At 71.3% G+C, this 15083-nt stretch carries 9 protein-coding genes and 1 tRNA gene; 7 read left to right on the top strand and 3 right to left on the bottom strand.

Going from position 1 to position 15083, the window contains the following annotated elements:
• Window positions 1–897: 897 nt before the first annotated feature.
• Entirely contained in the window at window positions 898–1818 is a 921-nt protein-coding gene (locus J2S43_RS30635) for a type IV toxin-antitoxin system AbiEi family antitoxin (RefSeq protein ID WP_306835037.1), read from the top strand.
• A gap of 758 nt (window positions 1819–2576) precedes the next feature.
• Here J2S43_RS30635 and J2S43_RS30630 read toward each other — a convergent pair.
• Window positions 2577–3689, bottom strand: coding sequence for a DUF3500 domain-containing protein (locus J2S43_RS30630; RefSeq protein ID WP_306835036.1), 1113 nt, complete (start codon window positions 3687–3689; stop codon window positions 2577–2579).
• Between the two features lie 286 nt (window positions 3690–3975).
• Between J2S43_RS30630 and J2S43_RS30625 the strand changes: the two genes are divergently transcribed.
• Window positions 3976–4572, top strand: a complete 597-nt coding sequence (locus J2S43_RS30625; protein WP_306835035.1) for a hypothetical protein — start codon at window positions 3976–3978, stop codon at window positions 4570–4572.
• Window positions 4573–4575: 3 nt separating this feature from the next.
• Here J2S43_RS30625 and J2S43_RS30620 read toward each other — a convergent pair whose 3' ends face one another.
• Window positions 4576–5871: a zinc-dependent metalloprotease gene (locus J2S43_RS30620; protein WP_306835034.1), complete on the bottom strand. Its 1296-nt coding sequence runs from the start codon at window positions 5869–5871 to the stop codon at window positions 4576–4578.
• Window positions 5872–5990: 119 nt separating this feature from the next.
• Here J2S43_RS30620 and J2S43_RS30615 point away from each other — a divergent pair, with 119 nt between their 5' ends.
• The 3 genes from J2S43_RS30615 (at window position 5991) to J2S43_RS30605 (ending at window position 10337) form a co-directional block, all read left to right on the top strand.
• Window positions 5991–6998 carry a YlbL family protein gene (locus J2S43_RS30615; RefSeq protein WP_306835033.1) on the top strand — a complete coding sequence of 336 codons (1008 nt, stop codon included), beginning with the start codon at window positions 5991–5993 and terminating at the stop codon, window positions 6996–6998.
• Window positions 6999–7155: 157 nt separating this feature from the next.
• A complete protein-coding gene (locus J2S43_RS30610; protein ID WP_306835032.1) occupies window positions 7156–10176 on the top strand; it encodes a UPF0182 family membrane protein in 3021 nt (1006 codons plus the stop codon).
• An 87-nt stretch (window positions 10177–10263) separates the two neighbouring features.
• Window positions 10264–10337: transfer RNA gene (locus J2S43_RS30605), tRNA-Met, on the top strand.
• On the opposite strand, the gene J2S43_RS30600 is transcribed toward J2S43_RS30605, so the two are convergent.
• Window positions 10319–10579, bottom strand: coding sequence for a hypothetical protein (locus J2S43_RS30600; protein WP_306835031.1), 261 nt, complete (start codon window positions 10577–10579; stop codon window positions 10319–10321). The genes J2S43_RS30605 and J2S43_RS30600 overlap by 19 nt on opposite strands.
• Window positions 10580–10784: 205 nt before the next feature.
• On the opposite strand from J2S43_RS30600, the gene J2S43_RS30595 reads away from it, so the two are divergent.
• Window positions 10785–13784, top strand: a complete 3000-nt coding sequence (locus tag J2S43_RS30595) for an amino acid adenylation domain-containing protein (RefSeq protein ID WP_306835030.1) — start codon at window positions 10785–10787, stop codon at window positions 13782–13784.
• Window positions 13781–15019: an ATP-grasp domain-containing protein gene (locus tag J2S43_RS30590; protein ID WP_306835029.1), complete on the top strand. Its 1239-nt coding sequence runs from the start codon at window positions 13781–13783 to the stop codon at window positions 15017–15019. The genes J2S43_RS30595 and J2S43_RS30590 overlap by 4 nt, the downstream gene beginning before the upstream one ends.
• The last annotated feature ends 64 nt before the right edge of the window (window positions 15020–15083 follow it).

The following is a 15083-nucleotide window of genomic DNA, read 5'->3' as shown; positions in this document are numbered from 1 at the left end:
GCTGGGCATGCTCCCGCGGGCACCGGTCGTCGCTAGCGCTCCTCCCTGCCGGTCCCAGCCCGCAAGCCCCACCCCAAGGCGCTCCGCGCCCGCCCAGCGCGCCCCCGTGCGTGTCCCGCGTTCCGCATCCCGCGTTCCGCATCCCGCGTTCCGCATCCCGCATCCCGCGTTCCGCGTTCCGCGTTCCGCATCCCGCGTTCCGCATCCCGCGTTCCGCATCCCGCGTTCCGCATCCCGCGTTCCGCATCCCGCGTTCCGCATCCCGCGTTCCGCATCCCGCGTTCCGTGTGTCCGCGTTCCGCGTGTCCTGCGTTCCGCGTGTCCTGCGTTCCGTGTCTCCAGCGTTCCGCGTGTCCGCGTCTTCCGCGTGTCCGCGTCTTCCGCGTGTCCGCGTCTCCCGCGTGTCCGCGTCCCGCGCGTTCCCTGTCCTGTTCCGCGTGTCCCGCCTTCCCTGTCCTGTTCCGCGTGTCTCGCCTTCCCTGTTCTGCCTGTCCCGCGTTCCGGGTGTCCCGGGTTCCGCGTGTCCCATTCCGCGTGTCCCGCGTTCCCTGTCTCGCGTTCCGTGTCCCGTGTCTCGCGTTTCCGGAACGCCAGCGCGTCCCCGTCTCTTGGGTGCCGGCTTGTTCTACCTGTTCTGCACTCGCCTCGCGGCCGGCTGCGGGGTTCCGCCCGGTACCGCGGCTCGTGGCGCCAGTTTCGTCGCCTGGTCCAGCGCGCGGGCGCTTCTCGTCCGAAATTTCGGTCTATATCCTTATTCCTGATCCGGTGAATGTCCGTCGATGACGATCACGTGTCGCAAATCGTTGTTATCCGGCCTCGAAAGCAACGATTTGCGACACGTGATCGCTGATCTAGAGGCGTCGGGAAAGTGTCACAGGGGTGGGGGAGACTGCGGGCGTGATTCGAAGGGACTCGGTTCCGCGACAGCTCACGATCGTGCCCTTTCGCGCTGATCAAGCCGTTGCGCAGGGGCTTGTCACGCGCGAGCAACTGCGTTCCGCGGCGTGGCGCCGTCTGTTTCACGGTGTCTATGTCGAGGCGGCGAGTTTTGCCGCCAATGATCATCGGATGTGGTGCGAGGCGGCGGCACTCGTCCTGCCATCTGGTGGGGCGATCAGCGAGACCAGTGCCGCATTTCTCTGGGGCGCGACCGGTCCGCGCCGGAATGCGCCGGTGATTGTCACGGTGCCGCATGCCCGACGGTTGAGGTCACGACCTCGGCTGGCCGTCCGGCACGGCTCCGTGCCGGCGGAGGATCTGGCGTCGTTCGCCGGGCTGCCGGTCACCAGCCCGGCGCGGACGGCCTTCGATCTGGGGCGGCGGCCCGACCGGCGATTCGCGATCATGATGTTGGACGCGATCCTGCATCGCAAGGTCGTCCGGCTCGACCGGCTGAGGGCGTTCGTGGCGAGCCGCTCCAGCTGGCCGGGAGCCGCTGTGGTCGCGGCGCGGCTGGAGGAGGCGGAGCCGCTGACCGAGTCGCCGATGGAGACGTTGCTGCGCCTGTTGATCACGGATGCGGGGCTGCCGCGGCCGGTCTCCCAGCACGACGCCACCACGGCGGGCGGCCGTTGGCTGGCCAGAGTCGACCTCGCCTATCCGGAGTTGGGGATCGCGATCGAGTACGACGGCGATCACCACCGGGATCCTCAGACGTTTCAGAACGACATCGCTCGCATCCGGAATCTGGAAGAAGCGGGATGGCTGGTGCTGCGCTTCACCGCCAACGACGTCCTGCGGCAACCCGCCCGGACCGTTCGCTCGATCGCCACCGCCCGCCGCCGGCGCTCCGCCGAAGGCGGCGCCTGGCGGCCGTGACCGGCCTGGCGGCCGTGACCGGCCTGGCGGCCGTGACCGGCCTGGCGGCCGTGACCGGCCTGGCGGCCGTGACCGGCCTGGCGGCCGTGACCGGCCTGGCGGCCGTGACCGGCCTGGCGGCCGTGACCGGCCTGGCGGCCGTGACCGGCCTGACCGGCCTGGCGGCCGTGACCGGCCTGGCGGCCGTGACCGGCCTGGCGGCCGTGACCGGCCTGGCGGCCGTGACCGGCCTGGCGGCCGTGACCGGCCTGGCGGCCGTGACCGGCCTGGCGGCCGTGACCGGCCTGGCGGCCGTGACCGGCCTGGCGGCCGTGACCGGCCTGGCGGCCGTGACCGGCCTGGCGGCCGTGACCGGCCTGGCGGCCGTGACCGGCCTGGCGGCCGTGACCGGCCTGGCGGCCGTGACCGGCCTGGCGGCCGTGACCGGCCTGGCGGCCGTGACCGGCCTGGCGGCCGTGACCGGCCTGGCGGCCGTGACCGGCCTGGCGGCCGTGACCGGCCTGGCGGCCGTGACCGGCCTGGCGGCCGTGACCGGCCTGGCGGCCGTGACCGGCCTGGCGGCCGTGACCGGCCTGGCGGCCGTGACCGGCCTGGCGGCCGTGACCGGCCTGGCGGCCGTGACCGGCCTGGCGGCCGTGACCGGCCTGGCGGCCGTGACCGGCCTGGCGGCCGTGACCGGCCTGGCGGCGTCAGCGGGCTGTCCACGAACGTTCCGCGGGACGGGACGGGACGGGACGGCCGGCGGACGGGGGTGTGCGCTAGCTGTGGAATTCGGTCAAGTGGTGGGCGAGGATGTCGTCGCCGAAGTCGTTGGTGGGGGTGCGCCAGACGGTGTGGACGTGGTTGGCGTCGCGCTGGGTGTTGTCGTACTCGGCCAGCAGGGTTGGGCCCTGGAGGCGGTAGTAGTGGGGGGTGCCGGGGCGGGTGTCGCCGGCCCAGGCGAAGTGGATGTCGTCGAGCAGGGTGCCGGCGTACTTCGCCGCCTCGCGGGCGGCCACCTCGGTGGGGGCGCGGCCGACGAAGACGTCCAGCAGGGAGCGGAGTGTTCGCTGCTGGGGTGGTGTGAGCGAGGCGGCTGGGATGCCCTTGGGGAGCGTGGTCAGGGAGACGGCGTCGTCGTGTTCGGCGCGGAAGCCGGCGTGGTCGACGGCGCGTGCGTGGCTGTCCGCGGTCTGGCGGCGCAGGTCCGGGTCGGTGAGGTTGTTGAAGACGTCGGGGAGCGGGATGACCCGGTCGTCGTGCGCGATGGTGGGGCGGTTGCCGCCGACGATGTCGACCGGGGCGACGGGGCTGATCACCGCGTGCGCCAGCTGACCGGGGTCCAGGGAGGACAGCAGCTGCCGGGCGAGGTCCTCGGCCGCGCCGAGGGGGCGCAGCAGGTGTCCGCCGAGCAGCGGGGAGGACGCGGGGTCGGCGCCGAGGAAGCTGGGGGTGCTGGATCGGACTTCGCCGTCGAGGACCAGGTGGTGCACGGAGACGTGGTGGCCGCCGAAACGCCAGGACCACGGGCCGGTGCGGGCGGGCGTGCCGAAGACGCGCAGCCAGTACAGCTGGGGGTCGCGGCCCCGCGGGCGGCCGGCGGTGACGCTCCAGCCCTCCGTCCGGTCGAGCACGTTCTCCAGGCCGATGATGGTCGACGCCGTCACGTAGCCGGGTTCGGAGAGTCCGGTGGCGAGCAGCCGCATCGCCGCCTGCTGCTGCACGGACGACATCTGTGACAGCGGCAGGCCGCCGTGGTCGGTCGGCGTGTAGAACCAGCGGCGCCGGTCCGGAGAGTGCCACGGCAGCTGCGCCGCACCCCGCTGCGCGTCGTCGAGCGCGGCCAGCCAGGCCGTTGCCGCGTCAACCATCCGTGTGGCCGTGTCATTCACGACCGTGATCGTAGTGGCCCGGCAAGGGATCCGCCGTGGTCGCGCGGGGGTCGGCGAGGGATCCGCGGTGGTCCGGCAAGGGATCCGCCGTGGTCGGCCGGGGGTCCGCGGGGTCGGCGAGGGATCCGCGGTGGTCCGGCAAGGGATGCGCCGTGGTCGGCCGGGGGTCCGCGGGGTCGGCGAGGGATCCGCGGTGGTCCGGCGGGGAATTAGCCGTGGTTCGGCGGGAATTCGCCGTGGTACGGCGGGGAATTCGCCGTGGTCCGGCGGGGGATAGCGTGGGGGGATGACGCGGCGGGTGGCGGTGGCGGTGCTGGTGCCGGTGGAGTGGGCTCCGCCGGGGATGGAGCCGGGGAAGTGGCGGGCGGCGCTGGCCGAGGACGTGGTGGATCTGCTGCGCGGGCTGGCGCAGGTGGACGCCGCGATCGCGGTGACCGGAGCGGACCGGGCGCTGGCGGACGGGATCCGGTGGCCGGGGATGCCGGTCTACGAGGTGGCGAGGCTGGACGCGGCGGGCATCTTCGCGGCGGCGGCAGCGGACGGCTATGAGCAGGCCGCGCTGGTGGCCGGGGATGCGCCGAACCTGCCGGGGCTGACCGTGGGGAAGCTGCTGCGGCCGCTCACCACCCGGCCGCTGGCGGTTGCGCGAGCGGATGCGGGCCCGGGACTGGTCGGGGTGGCGGCGAACCTGCCCGTACCCCCGTGGTTGCCGGATTTCGATCTTGATAGTGGTGATCCGGGGGCGCTGCGGCGGGCGGCGGAGCGATCGGAGCACGTGGGGTCGGCGCCGGAGTGGCGGCGGCTGCGCACGCCGGACGACCTGCATGCGCTGGACCCCGCCGTGGAGGGCTGGGACGTGACCCGGGCCCTCCTCGGCGGCTGAGGCTCAGGACTTCGCGGGCCCGGACTCCGGGTCCGACGGCGGCTCGTCGGCCCTGGGCTCGTCGATGCTGGGCTCGTCGACGCTGGGTAGGTCGTCCAGCTCGGCGATGTCGAAGTCGAGCTGCGAGCGGGCGAAGACCTCCGGGTGCGCGAAGTCGTCGTCCGTGGGGAGCAGGTCGGGGTGGCTCCAGATGGCGTCGCGGCCGGCGACGCCGCGGTGCTCGGTGAGCGCGGCCCACAGCGCGTTGGCCTCGCGGAGCCGGCGCGGGCGCAGCTCCAGGCCGACCAGCGCGGCGAACGTCTGCTCGGCCGGACCACCGGCGGCGCGGCGGCGGCGGAACGCCTCGCCGAGCCGGACCACGTTGGGCAGGCGGTCCGCGACGGCGGAGTCGACCACGTGGCAGACCCAGCCCTCGACCAGCGCGAGTGCGGTCTCCAGGCGGTTGAGCGTGGCCTTCTGCTGCGGCGTGTCCTCCGGGCTGAAGATGCCCTCCAGCGCCATCGCCTGCATCGACTCCGGGTTGCCCGGGTCGATGCGGCCCATCGCCTCCTCGATCGCCTCGCGGTTGACGGTGATTCCCGCCGCGTACGACTCGACGGCGCCCAGGACGTGCGCGCGAAGCCAGGGGACGTGCTCGAAGAGGCGCTGGTGGGCGGCCTCGCGGAGTGCGACGTAGAGCCGGACCTCGTCCTCGGGGAGCTCGAGGCCCCTGCCGTAGGCCGTGATGTTGGCCGGGACCAGCGCGGCCATGCCGGCCGGGCCGAGCGGGAGGCCGATGTCGCCGGCGGAGAGCACCTCGGCGCCGAGCGAGCCGAGCGCCTGGCCCAGTTGGCCGCCGAAGAGCGCGCCGCCGAGCGTGGCGACCATCGCCTGCATCGGGCCGAGCTGGTCGCGCGCCTCCTCCGGCACCAGGTCGCCCATGGCCGAGACCATCCGGCCGGCGACCGGATCGCAGAGCTTCTTCCAGACGTCGAGCGTCCGGTTGACCCACTCCGCCCGGTTCCAGGCGACGCTGGTGCGGATGCCGGAGGGCAACGCGGAGGCGGGGTTGAGCCACAGGTCGGCGAGTTGCAGCGCCTCGGTGACCGAGTTCCGCTCGAACGGCGAGACGGAGGCGTCGCCGCCCGCGGAGAGCTGACTCAGCGCCACCTGCCTGGCCAGGTCCCAGTTCACCGGGCCGTTGCCCGGCGACGCGAGGAGCTGTTGCAGCTGCACCATGAACTGCTGCATCTGCTGCGGGTCGTTGGGGTCGGGCGGCTGTGCGCCCGGCAGGGCGAAACCGAACGGGATGTCAGGCACGTCCTCAACGGTACGCGCGCCGGAGGAGTTCCGGCCGCTCCCGGCCTTGCGCTCATAGCGAATCGGTACCGGATGCACAGGAAACGAACAGCCACACCGCTGTGGGTACGCTCAGCGACATGAAACGTCGTGGCTTCACGGTCCTTGCCGGTGCGCTCATCACCTTCGTGCTGACCATGGCGGCCGTGTACGCCCCGATCCCCTACGTGATCCTCAAGCCCGGCCCGACCGTCGACACACTCGGCAAGGACAAGGACGCCGAGATCATCCAGATCGCCGGCACCGAGACGTCCACCTCGGCCGGGCAGCTGCGCCTGACCACGGTCGGCGTCCAGCCCGAGCCGAACCTGGTGAGCGCGATCCTGGGCTGGTTCGACGGCACCGAGGCGGTCGTGCCGCGCGAGCTGATCTACCCGCCGGACGAGACCGAGGATCAGGTCGACCAGCGCAACGCGGAGGAGTTCCAGGCGTCGCAGAGCACGGCGGAGACCGCCGCGCTGCGGCAGCTCGGCCTGCCGATCCTGGTCACCGTCGCGAAGGTCGCACAGGACGGCCCGTCCGCCGGCAAGCTGCAGGACGGCGACGTGATCACCGCGGTGGACGGCACCGCGGTCGCGTCCGCGCCGGGGCTGACCGAGCTGGTCCGGGCGAAGCCGGCCGGGACCGCGCGCACGCTGGACGTGACCCGGTCCGGTCAGCGGACCACGGTGCAGATCACCACGCAGGAGATGGACGGCCAGCCGCGGATCGGTGTGGAGATCCAGGAGAAGCCGCCGTTCACGCTGGAGATCAAGCTGGACGAGATCGGCGGGCCGAGCGCCGGCCTGATGTTCACGCTCGGCATCGTCGACAAGCTCACGCCGGAGGATCTGACCGGCGGGAAGGTCGTCGCGGGCACCGGCACGATCGACGGGGACGGTAACGTCGGCGACATCGGCGGCATCCCGCAGAAGCTGGTCGGCGCGAAGCGAGCCGGCGCCGAGGTGTTCCTGGTGCCGGCGGGCAACTGCGCGGAGGCGAAGCAGAACGCGGTGGCCGGGCTGCCGATGTACAAAGTGGCTACGCTCGATGACGCGCTGTCCGCCCTGGATGCGATGCGCGCCGGTCGTACCCCCGAGCTTTGCTGAGTTTTTCCTGTAAGGACGGCGTTTGTGAGATCAGAACGTGAGCGAGGCGCGTGACGACTCCGGTGACCACAGGCCGTAGTCTTGTGCGTGTAACACAGACAACTCCGGCCGGAAGGCACCGGCTGGCGCAGGACCTATAGCGGGCGGAGAGCCAACCGTGGTGGTGCGTAACAGTCCCCTACCGAGGATGAGCCGGCGTGGCCGCGCGACCATCGGCGTCCTGATCGGGGTGTTCGTCCTGTTCACCCTGCTCGGCTGGGGCGTCGATGCCTGGACCGACTGGTTGTGGTTCGACGAGGTCGCGTTCACGCAGGTCTTCACCGGCAAGCTGATCACCCAGCTGCTGCTCTTCCTGGCGGTCGGTGCGGCGATGGCCGTGATCGTCGGTGGCAACCTCTACCTGGCGTTCCGGCTGCGCCCGATGCTGCGGCCGCCGTCCGCCGAACAGGCCACGCTGGAGCGGTACCGGATGGTGCTGACGCCGCGGGTCGGCACCTGGATCGCGGTGCTGTCCGTCATCGTCGGCCTGTTCGCCGGCCTCTCCGCGCAGAGCCGCTGGCAGGACTGGCTGCTGTTCCGCAACGCGCAGCCGTTCGGCATCGCCGACCCCGAGTTCGGCGTGGACATCGGCTTCTACGTCTTCGAGTACCCGTTCTGGCGCTACCTGCTCGGCGCCGGCTTCACCGCCGTGGTGCTGTCCGTGATCGGCGCGCTCGCCGTGCACTACATCTTCGGCGGCGTCCGGCTGCAGGGCATCGGCGACCGGATGACCACGGCCGCGCGCGCCCACCTGACCTCGCTGGTCGCGATGTTCGTGCTGCTCAAGGCGGTCGCCTACGTGCTCGACCGGCGGGCGCTGCTGCTCAACTACAACAGCGGCACCGAGCTGTACGGCGCCGGCTACGCGGACATCAACGCGTTGCTGCCGGCGAAGGAGATCCTGGCGTACATCTCGATCGTGGTGGCCATCGCGATCATCGTGTTCTCCAACGCGGTCATGCGGAACCTCACCTGGCCCGGCGTCTCGCTGGCGCTGCTCGGCATCTCCGCGGTCGCGATCGGCGGCATCTACCCCTGGGCGGTGCAGACCTTCGAGGTCAACCCGAGCATCCGGGACAAGGAAGCGAAATACATCGAGCGAAGCATCGTCGCCACCCGGGACGCGTTCGGCGTCTCGGCCAGCGACGTCCAGGCGTTCGGCGCGAACACGCTGACGCCGCCGGCCGAGCTGACCACCGATCCGTCCATCGTGCCGAACATCCGGCTGCTCGACCCGCAGCTCGTCTCCGAGACGTACACGCAGCTCCAGCAGGTCCGCGGCTTCTACGACTTCGGCGCGAAGCTGGACATCGACCGCTACCAGGTCGACGGCAAGAGCCAGGACTACGTGGTCGGCGTCCGGGAGATCAACTACAGCGAGCTGACCGACCAGCAGAACAACTGGATCAACCGCCACACCGTCTACACCCATGGGTACGGGCTGGTGGCCGCGCCGGCGAACCGGGTGGTCTGCAACGGCCAGCCGTACTTCGTCTCCGGCTTCCTCAACGATGCCCAGGAGGACCCGGCGCAGGGCGAGCAGCAGCAGGAGTGCAACTCCAACGAAGAGCTGATCAAGGTCGACCAGCCGCGCGTCTACTACGGCGAGCAGACCCGCGAGGAGGCCAACGACTACGCGATCGTCGGCTCGGCCTCCGAGGGTGACAACGCGGAGTTCGACCGGCCCGGCGCGGGCAACACCAACACGTACTACACGTACACCGGCGCCGGTGGCATCCCGATCGGGTCGCTCACCCGGCGGCTGCTCTACGCGGTCAAGAACGCGGAGACGAACTTCCTGCTCTCCGACGCGGTCAACGACAACTCCCGGCTGATGTACGTGCGCGACCCGCGCTCCCGGGTGGAGAAGGTCGCGCCGTTCCTCACCATCGACGGCGACCCGTACCCGTCCGTGGTGGACGGCAAGATCGTCTGGATCCTGGACGGCTACACGACGTCCGCGACGTACCCGTACTCGCAGCGGATCAACCTGCAGACCGAGACCGAGGACGCCACCACCGGCGCCGGCGCGTTCGCGCTGGCCGGGCAGGACGTCAACTACATCCGTAACTCGGTCAAGGCGACCGTCGACGCGTACGACGGGACCGTCACGCTCTACGAGTTCGACACACAGGACCCGGTGCTCAAGGCGTGGAACAAGGCGTTCGGCGGCGACCTGATCAAGCCGAAGTCGGAGATCCCGGCCGCGCTCGCCGAGCACCTGCGCTACCCGGCCGACCTGTTCAAGGTGCAGCGCAACCTGCTCTCCCGGTTCCACGTGACCGACCCGGGCGGCTTCTTCACCGGTGACGACTTCTGGGCCGTGCCGAACACGCCCGGCCAGTCCGACTCGCAGACCAAGCAGCCGCCGTACTACCTCAACACCCAGCTCGGCACGCAGACCGAGACGACGTTCCAGCTCACCTCCGCGCTCAGCCCGGCGAAACGGCAGAACCTCGCCTCGATCATGTCCGGCTGGTACGACGAGGCCGGGAACCCGCAACTGCAGGTCCTCGAACTACCCGACTCCACACCCGTGCTCGGCCCGGAACAGGTCTTCCAGCGAATGACCACGGAAGGCGACGCGCGAACCGCGATCAGCCAGCTGACCGCGGACGGCGCGGCCCGGATCGACTACGGCAACCTGCTCTCGCTGCCGTTCGGCAACGGCATACTCTACGTCGAGCCGATCTACGTGCAGAGCAACGACGAAAGCGCGTACCCGCTGCTCCAGAGGGTGTTGCTCTCCTACGGCGACGGCAAGTACGTGGTGCTCGCGAACAGCATCACCGAGGGCATCAACACGCTGGTCGACCGGGCGAGACGCGGGCAGACCTCGCCGCCGTCCACGCCACCGGACCAGCCCGGCGGCGCACCGGCGACACCGGCACCGACCGGGTCCGCGTCACCGGCGGCACCGGCCACGCCCACGCCGAACGCGACACCGACCGCGCCGGCCGGCAACGTCAGCCTCGACCAGGCCGCGGACCGGGTCCAGGCCGCGATCACCGAGGTCCGGAACGCGCAGCAGTCCGGCGACTTCGCACGCTACGGCCGGGCGCTGACCGAGCTCGACGCGGCCATGAAGGAGTGGGACACGGCCCAGAAGGCCGCCACGTCACCCAGCCCGCAGGGCTGACCGTTCCCGGAGAACGGCCCCCGGTGCACGCCGCCGGGGGCCGTTTTGCGGCTCGGGCGGCCATTGGGGTAGTGTTCTGGAAGCCGACGCGGGGTGGAGCAGCTCGGTAGCTCGCTGGGCTCATAACCCAGAGGTCGTCAGTTCAAATCTGGCCCCCGCTACGAAGGAAGTTGCAGGTCAAGACGCGGTCCCTGGATTCCGGGGGCCGCGTTTTTTTGATCTCCTTCCGGGCATAGTCCGGGCAGAACTCGGCGACACCGGACATTACGAGGTAGCCGGGCTCGTTTGCCTGCTCGGAGGACTCCTTGCGCGGGTGGCCGCTATCGCCTTCGAACGTCTCGGTGTGGTCCCGAGTCTCGCGGTCGCCGGGGGCGACCGGCGCCGGGCTGTCGTCGCGGAGCACGGCGAGCAGGCAGTGGCCGGCCTCGGTGGTTCATACTGGACGGTGACCAGAGAAGGAACTCTCCGGTCGGCGACTTGTGCGGCCCGGCAGGGCGGCCGGCGCGCACACTCGCCTATGAGGGCGGAGTGAGCCGATGTCGCGTCAAGAACCGAACGCCCCGATCTCGGATGTCCGGCGGGGACCGCGGACTGCCTACCCGGACGACATGTCGATGGCAGTGCTCTTCCGGCGTCAGGTGGCCCGGACGCCGGCGGCGATCGCTGTCGTGCACGGTGGTCGGCAGATCACCTACGCGGAGCTGAATCGAGCCTCGGACCTGCTCGCGACTCACTTGGTCGCGAGCGGCGTGCGGCCCGGCGAGCAGATCGGAATCCTGGGCGACCGGTGCCTGGAGGCTCCGGTGGCGATGCTCGGGATCGTCAAGGCCGGGGGCGTCTACGTGCCGCTGGATCCACGCGACCCGGCCGGTCGGCTGGACCAGCTGGTCGGCGAGTTGTCGCTGGCGCGGGTCGTCGCTCTGCCGGGCGAGGGAGCGGCACCGGCCGGGATCAGTGTGTCGCCGGTGATGATCGCCGCGAACGGTCGCGACCCGGAGCCGGTGTCCGTCGCGCGCCGTGGCGGCGACGCGCTCTATGTGCTGTTCACCTCGGGGACGACCGGTGTGCCGAAGGCCGTGGCCGTGCCCCATCGGGCGGTGGCCCGCTTGGCGCTGGCCGCCGGCACCATCCGGATCACCGCCGCCGACCGGGTCTCCGCCACCGGACGTCTGACCTTCGACGCCTCGGTCTTCGAGATCTGGGGGGCGCTGCTCAACGGTGCGGCCCTGGTGGTCGTCGACGACGGGGCCCTGCTCGACCCGGAACGTCTGGCGGCGCTGCTGATGGCGGAGCGGGTGACCGTGTCGTGGCTGACGGCGGGCATCTTCCACCAGTGTGCGCAGTCGCGGCCCGCCATGTTCGCCCGGCTTCGCTGTCTGATCACGGGCGGCGATGTGCTCCGTCCTGACCTGGTGCGGCGGGTGCTGGCGACGGGACCGCCCGGCGCGCTGCTCAACGGCTACGGGCCGACCGAGAACACCGTCTTCTCCACCACCTACCGGGTCAGTGAGGTACGGCCGGGCGCGGCGACCATCCCGATCGGGCGGCCGGTCGACAACTCCAGTTGCCTGGTCGTCAACGACGCCGGCGTTCCGGCCGGCGTCGGGGAGGAGGGTGAGCTGTGGGTGGGCGGCGACGGGATCGCGCTCGGTTACCTGAACGACGAGATGCTGACCGCGGACCGGTTCGTGCCCGACCCGTCGGGCCAGCCGGCCGGCGGGCGGATGTTCCGCACCGGGGATCGGGCGCGGTGGCTGCCGAGTGGTGACCTCGATTTCCTCGGCCGGCGCGACCGGATGGTGAAGCTGCGCGGGATGCGGGTCGAGCTGGACGAGATCGAGGCGGTTCTCGCGCGGGCTCCCGGGGTCGCGGAGGCCGCGGTGACCTTGACCGCCGGCGATCCGGACCACCGGGCGATCATCGCCTACTACGTGCCGGAGCGGAACGCCGATGCGGCCGGCGGTGCCGAACTGCGGGACCACCTCGCGCGCCGGCTGCCGGCGTTCATGGTGCCGTCCCGGATCCTGCCGGTAGCCCGGATGCCGCTGTCCGGCTCCGGCAAGGTCGACCGCACCGTTCTCGCGTCCGCACCGAACGAGATGCCGGGTCGTGCTCCGAGCACCCCCACCGAGGTCGGCATGGCGCGGATCTGGGCCGAGGTGCTCGAGATCAGTGACGACGAGCTGACCGCTGCCGACGACTTCTTCGCGCTGGGCGGTAACTCGCTGCTGGCCGCCCGCGTCTTCGCCCGGCTTCGGACGACCTTCGGCATCGACCCGGCGGCGAGCCGGTTCCTGACGGTGCGGCTGCTGGCCGACCCGACGCTGGCGGGATGTGCCCTGGCGGTGGAGGAGGTACGCGCCGGGGCAGCCGACGCACGGGGCGGCGCGGCGCCGCTCGACCTCTGGCGGGAGGCGCGGGCGGCATCCGTACCGCTGGAAGGGTTTGGTTCGCGTGTGCCGCGGCAGTCGGCCCGGGACGTGTTCCTGACCGGTGCGACCGGATTTCTCGGTAGCTACCTGCTGCGCCGGCTCGTCGAGCGGACGGATGCCCGGGTGGTGTGCCTGGTACGAGCGGAGGACGATGCGCACGGGCTGCGCCGGCTGGCGGCGGCACAGGCCGCCTACGGACTCGGTCAACTGCCGGCGGACCGCGTCGTGGCCGTGACCGGCGATCTCGGGGCGCCGGGGCTGGGAATGTCCGACGAGGATGCGGATCGAGTGGCGCGACAGAGTCGCTTCGTGCTGCACGCCGGGGCGTATGTGAATTTCACCTACCCCTTCGAGCGCCTGGCGGCAGTGACCGTGCACGGAACCCGGGAGATCGTGCGGCTCGCGGGGCGGCACGGAAGGGTGCCGGTGCACTTCGTCTCGACGCTGGCGGTGCTGTCGGGTTTCGGGGCGGTGGGAATACGCGACGTCGGCGAGGACACACCGCTGGCGCATCCGGAACAGCTGGCGATGGGGTACACCGAGAGCAAGTGGGTCGCCGAGCAGGTGCTGGCCCGGGCCGCCGCGGACGGACTGCCGGTGAGCGTTCACCGGCCCTACGAGGTGTCCGGCGATCTGGTCAGCGGGGCGTGGAACCTGGAGAACGCGACGTGCGCGCTCTTCCGGCTCATCGTCGACCTCGGGCTCGCACCGGATGTGGACGTCACCCTCGACCTGGTGCCGGTGGACGTGCTCGCGGCGCAGATCGTTCACATCGCGTTGCACCATACCGCCGGCACACGCACCTACCACCTGGCGAACCCGCGGCCCGCGATGCTCGGTGACCTGGTGCAGGTGCTGCGTGCGCAGGGTTACCCGGTGCGATTCGTGCCCCTTCCGGACTGGGTGGCGGCGGCCATCGCACACGTGTGTGACCATCCCGAGCATCCGTTCACGCCGTTCATCCCGCTGTGGGTGGACCGCAGCCCCAGCGGGATGGTCGTCAAGGAGTTGTACTTTCGCTCGGTGTTCCCGCACTTCGGGCGGGTGAACGCCGAGCGGGCCCTGTTCGGGTCGGGCATCCGGATGCCTCCGGTCGACGCGGCGCTGCTGGAGCATTACGTGCGGTTCTTCCGGCGCTCCGGGTTCTTCCCGCCGGCCACGGCCGCCGCCCGATGATCCCGCCCCGGATCGCCGTGGTGCTCGATTTCGGCGCGGCCACCCCGCTGAGCGTGCTGGCCGCCGCGCGTGGCCTGGCCACCGTGATCTTCCTGTGCGACCACGAGTCACCCTATGTGCGCGGCGTAGCGGCGGAGGTCGGAGCGCTGGCGGCCACCTGCGACATCACCGGTCTCAGCGACGACCAGATTCTCGCGCTTGCCGAGTGCGCCGCTCTCGACGGCATCGTGACCTTCAGCGAGCAGCAGATCGTGCGGACTGCCCGGCTGGCCGCGCGGCGTGGCCTGGCCTTCCACGACCCGGACACCGCGCGGGCGCTGACCGACAAGTTCACCCAGCGGCGGCGACTCGCCGAGGCCGGGGTGCAGGAGACCCGGTGCCGGATCGTCCGCGGGCCGGCCGACCTCCACGCCGCGCTGGACGAGATCGGGCTGCCTGCCGTCCTCAAGCCCCGGCGCGGCGCGGGCAGCGCACGCACCTGCCGGGTCGACACGCGGACCGAGGCGGCGACCCGGCTGCACGAGTTCGGTGACGGTGAGTTCGTTCTGGAGGAGGTGCTGACCGGTCAGGCGGCGATCGCCGGGGCGGACTGGGCCGACTACGTATCGGTCGAGTCGGTGACGTCGCACGGGCGGATCCAGCATATTGAGATCACCGGCAAGTTTCCGCTGGCGGAGCCGCTGCGCGAGACCGGGTACGTCGTCCCGAGCACCCTCGGCGACGCCGCCCGCGAGGCGGTGCTGGGCGTGACGACTCGCGCCCTGCACGCGCTCGGGGTCACCCACGGCGTGACCCACACCGAGGTGAAGCTGGGTGCCGGCCAGCCGACGATCATCGAGGTCAACGGCCGGGTCGGCGGCTACGTGGCCGACCTGATCCGGAGGGCACGCGGGTTCGACCTCATCCGGGCCGCGCTGCTCGCGGCGCTGGGCCGGAGCGGGGGCGCGCCGGAGGGCGGTTACCGGCGGCATGCCTTTCAGCTCTTCATCACCCCGCCGATGGCCGCGGTGAGCCTCCGGAGCCTGACCGGCACGGAGGAGTTGCTCGCGTACCGGGGCATCCAGGCGGTCGAGGTGTTCACGTCGCCTGGCGACCGGATCGACTGGCGGGACGGCACCCTGGCTTATCTGGGGATCGTGCACGGCGCGGGCACCGACCACAAGGAGGTACTCCGGCTGGCTGAGCTGTCACTGCGGACGCTGCGCATTTCGTATGAACTCGCAAATCCGCTGTAAGCGATAAATCATGTTATAAGCTGATATCGTCAAATCTCAGCTACGTCGCCGCCCGAGGCGCATC

The organism is Catenuloplanes nepalensis (genome assembly GCF_030811575.1).
Lineage (GTDB): Bacteria > Actinomycetota > Actinomycetes > Mycobacteriales > Micromonosporaceae > Catenuloplanes > Catenuloplanes nepalensis.
This window is presented reverse-complemented; position numbering and strand designations above follow the sequence as displayed.

Excerpts from the sequence above, each read along its gene's own strand:
- J2S43_RS30625 (WP_306835035.1), top strand. The coding sequence starts at position 3,976 with ATGACGCGGCGGGTGGCGGTGGCGGTGCTGGTGCCGGTGGAGTGGGCT.
- J2S43_RS30615 (WP_306835033.1), top strand. The coding sequence starts at position 5,991 with ATGAAACGTCGTGGCTTCACGGTCCTTGCCGGTGCGCTCATCACCTTC.
- J2S43_RS30595 (WP_306835030.1), top strand. The coding sequence starts at position 10,785 with ATGTCGATGGCAGTGCTCTTCCGGCGTCAGGTGGCCCGGACGCCGGCG.
- J2S43_RS30590 (WP_306835029.1), top strand. The coding sequence starts at position 13,781 with ATGATCCCGCCCCGGATCGCCGTGGTGCTCGATTTCGGCGCGGCCACC.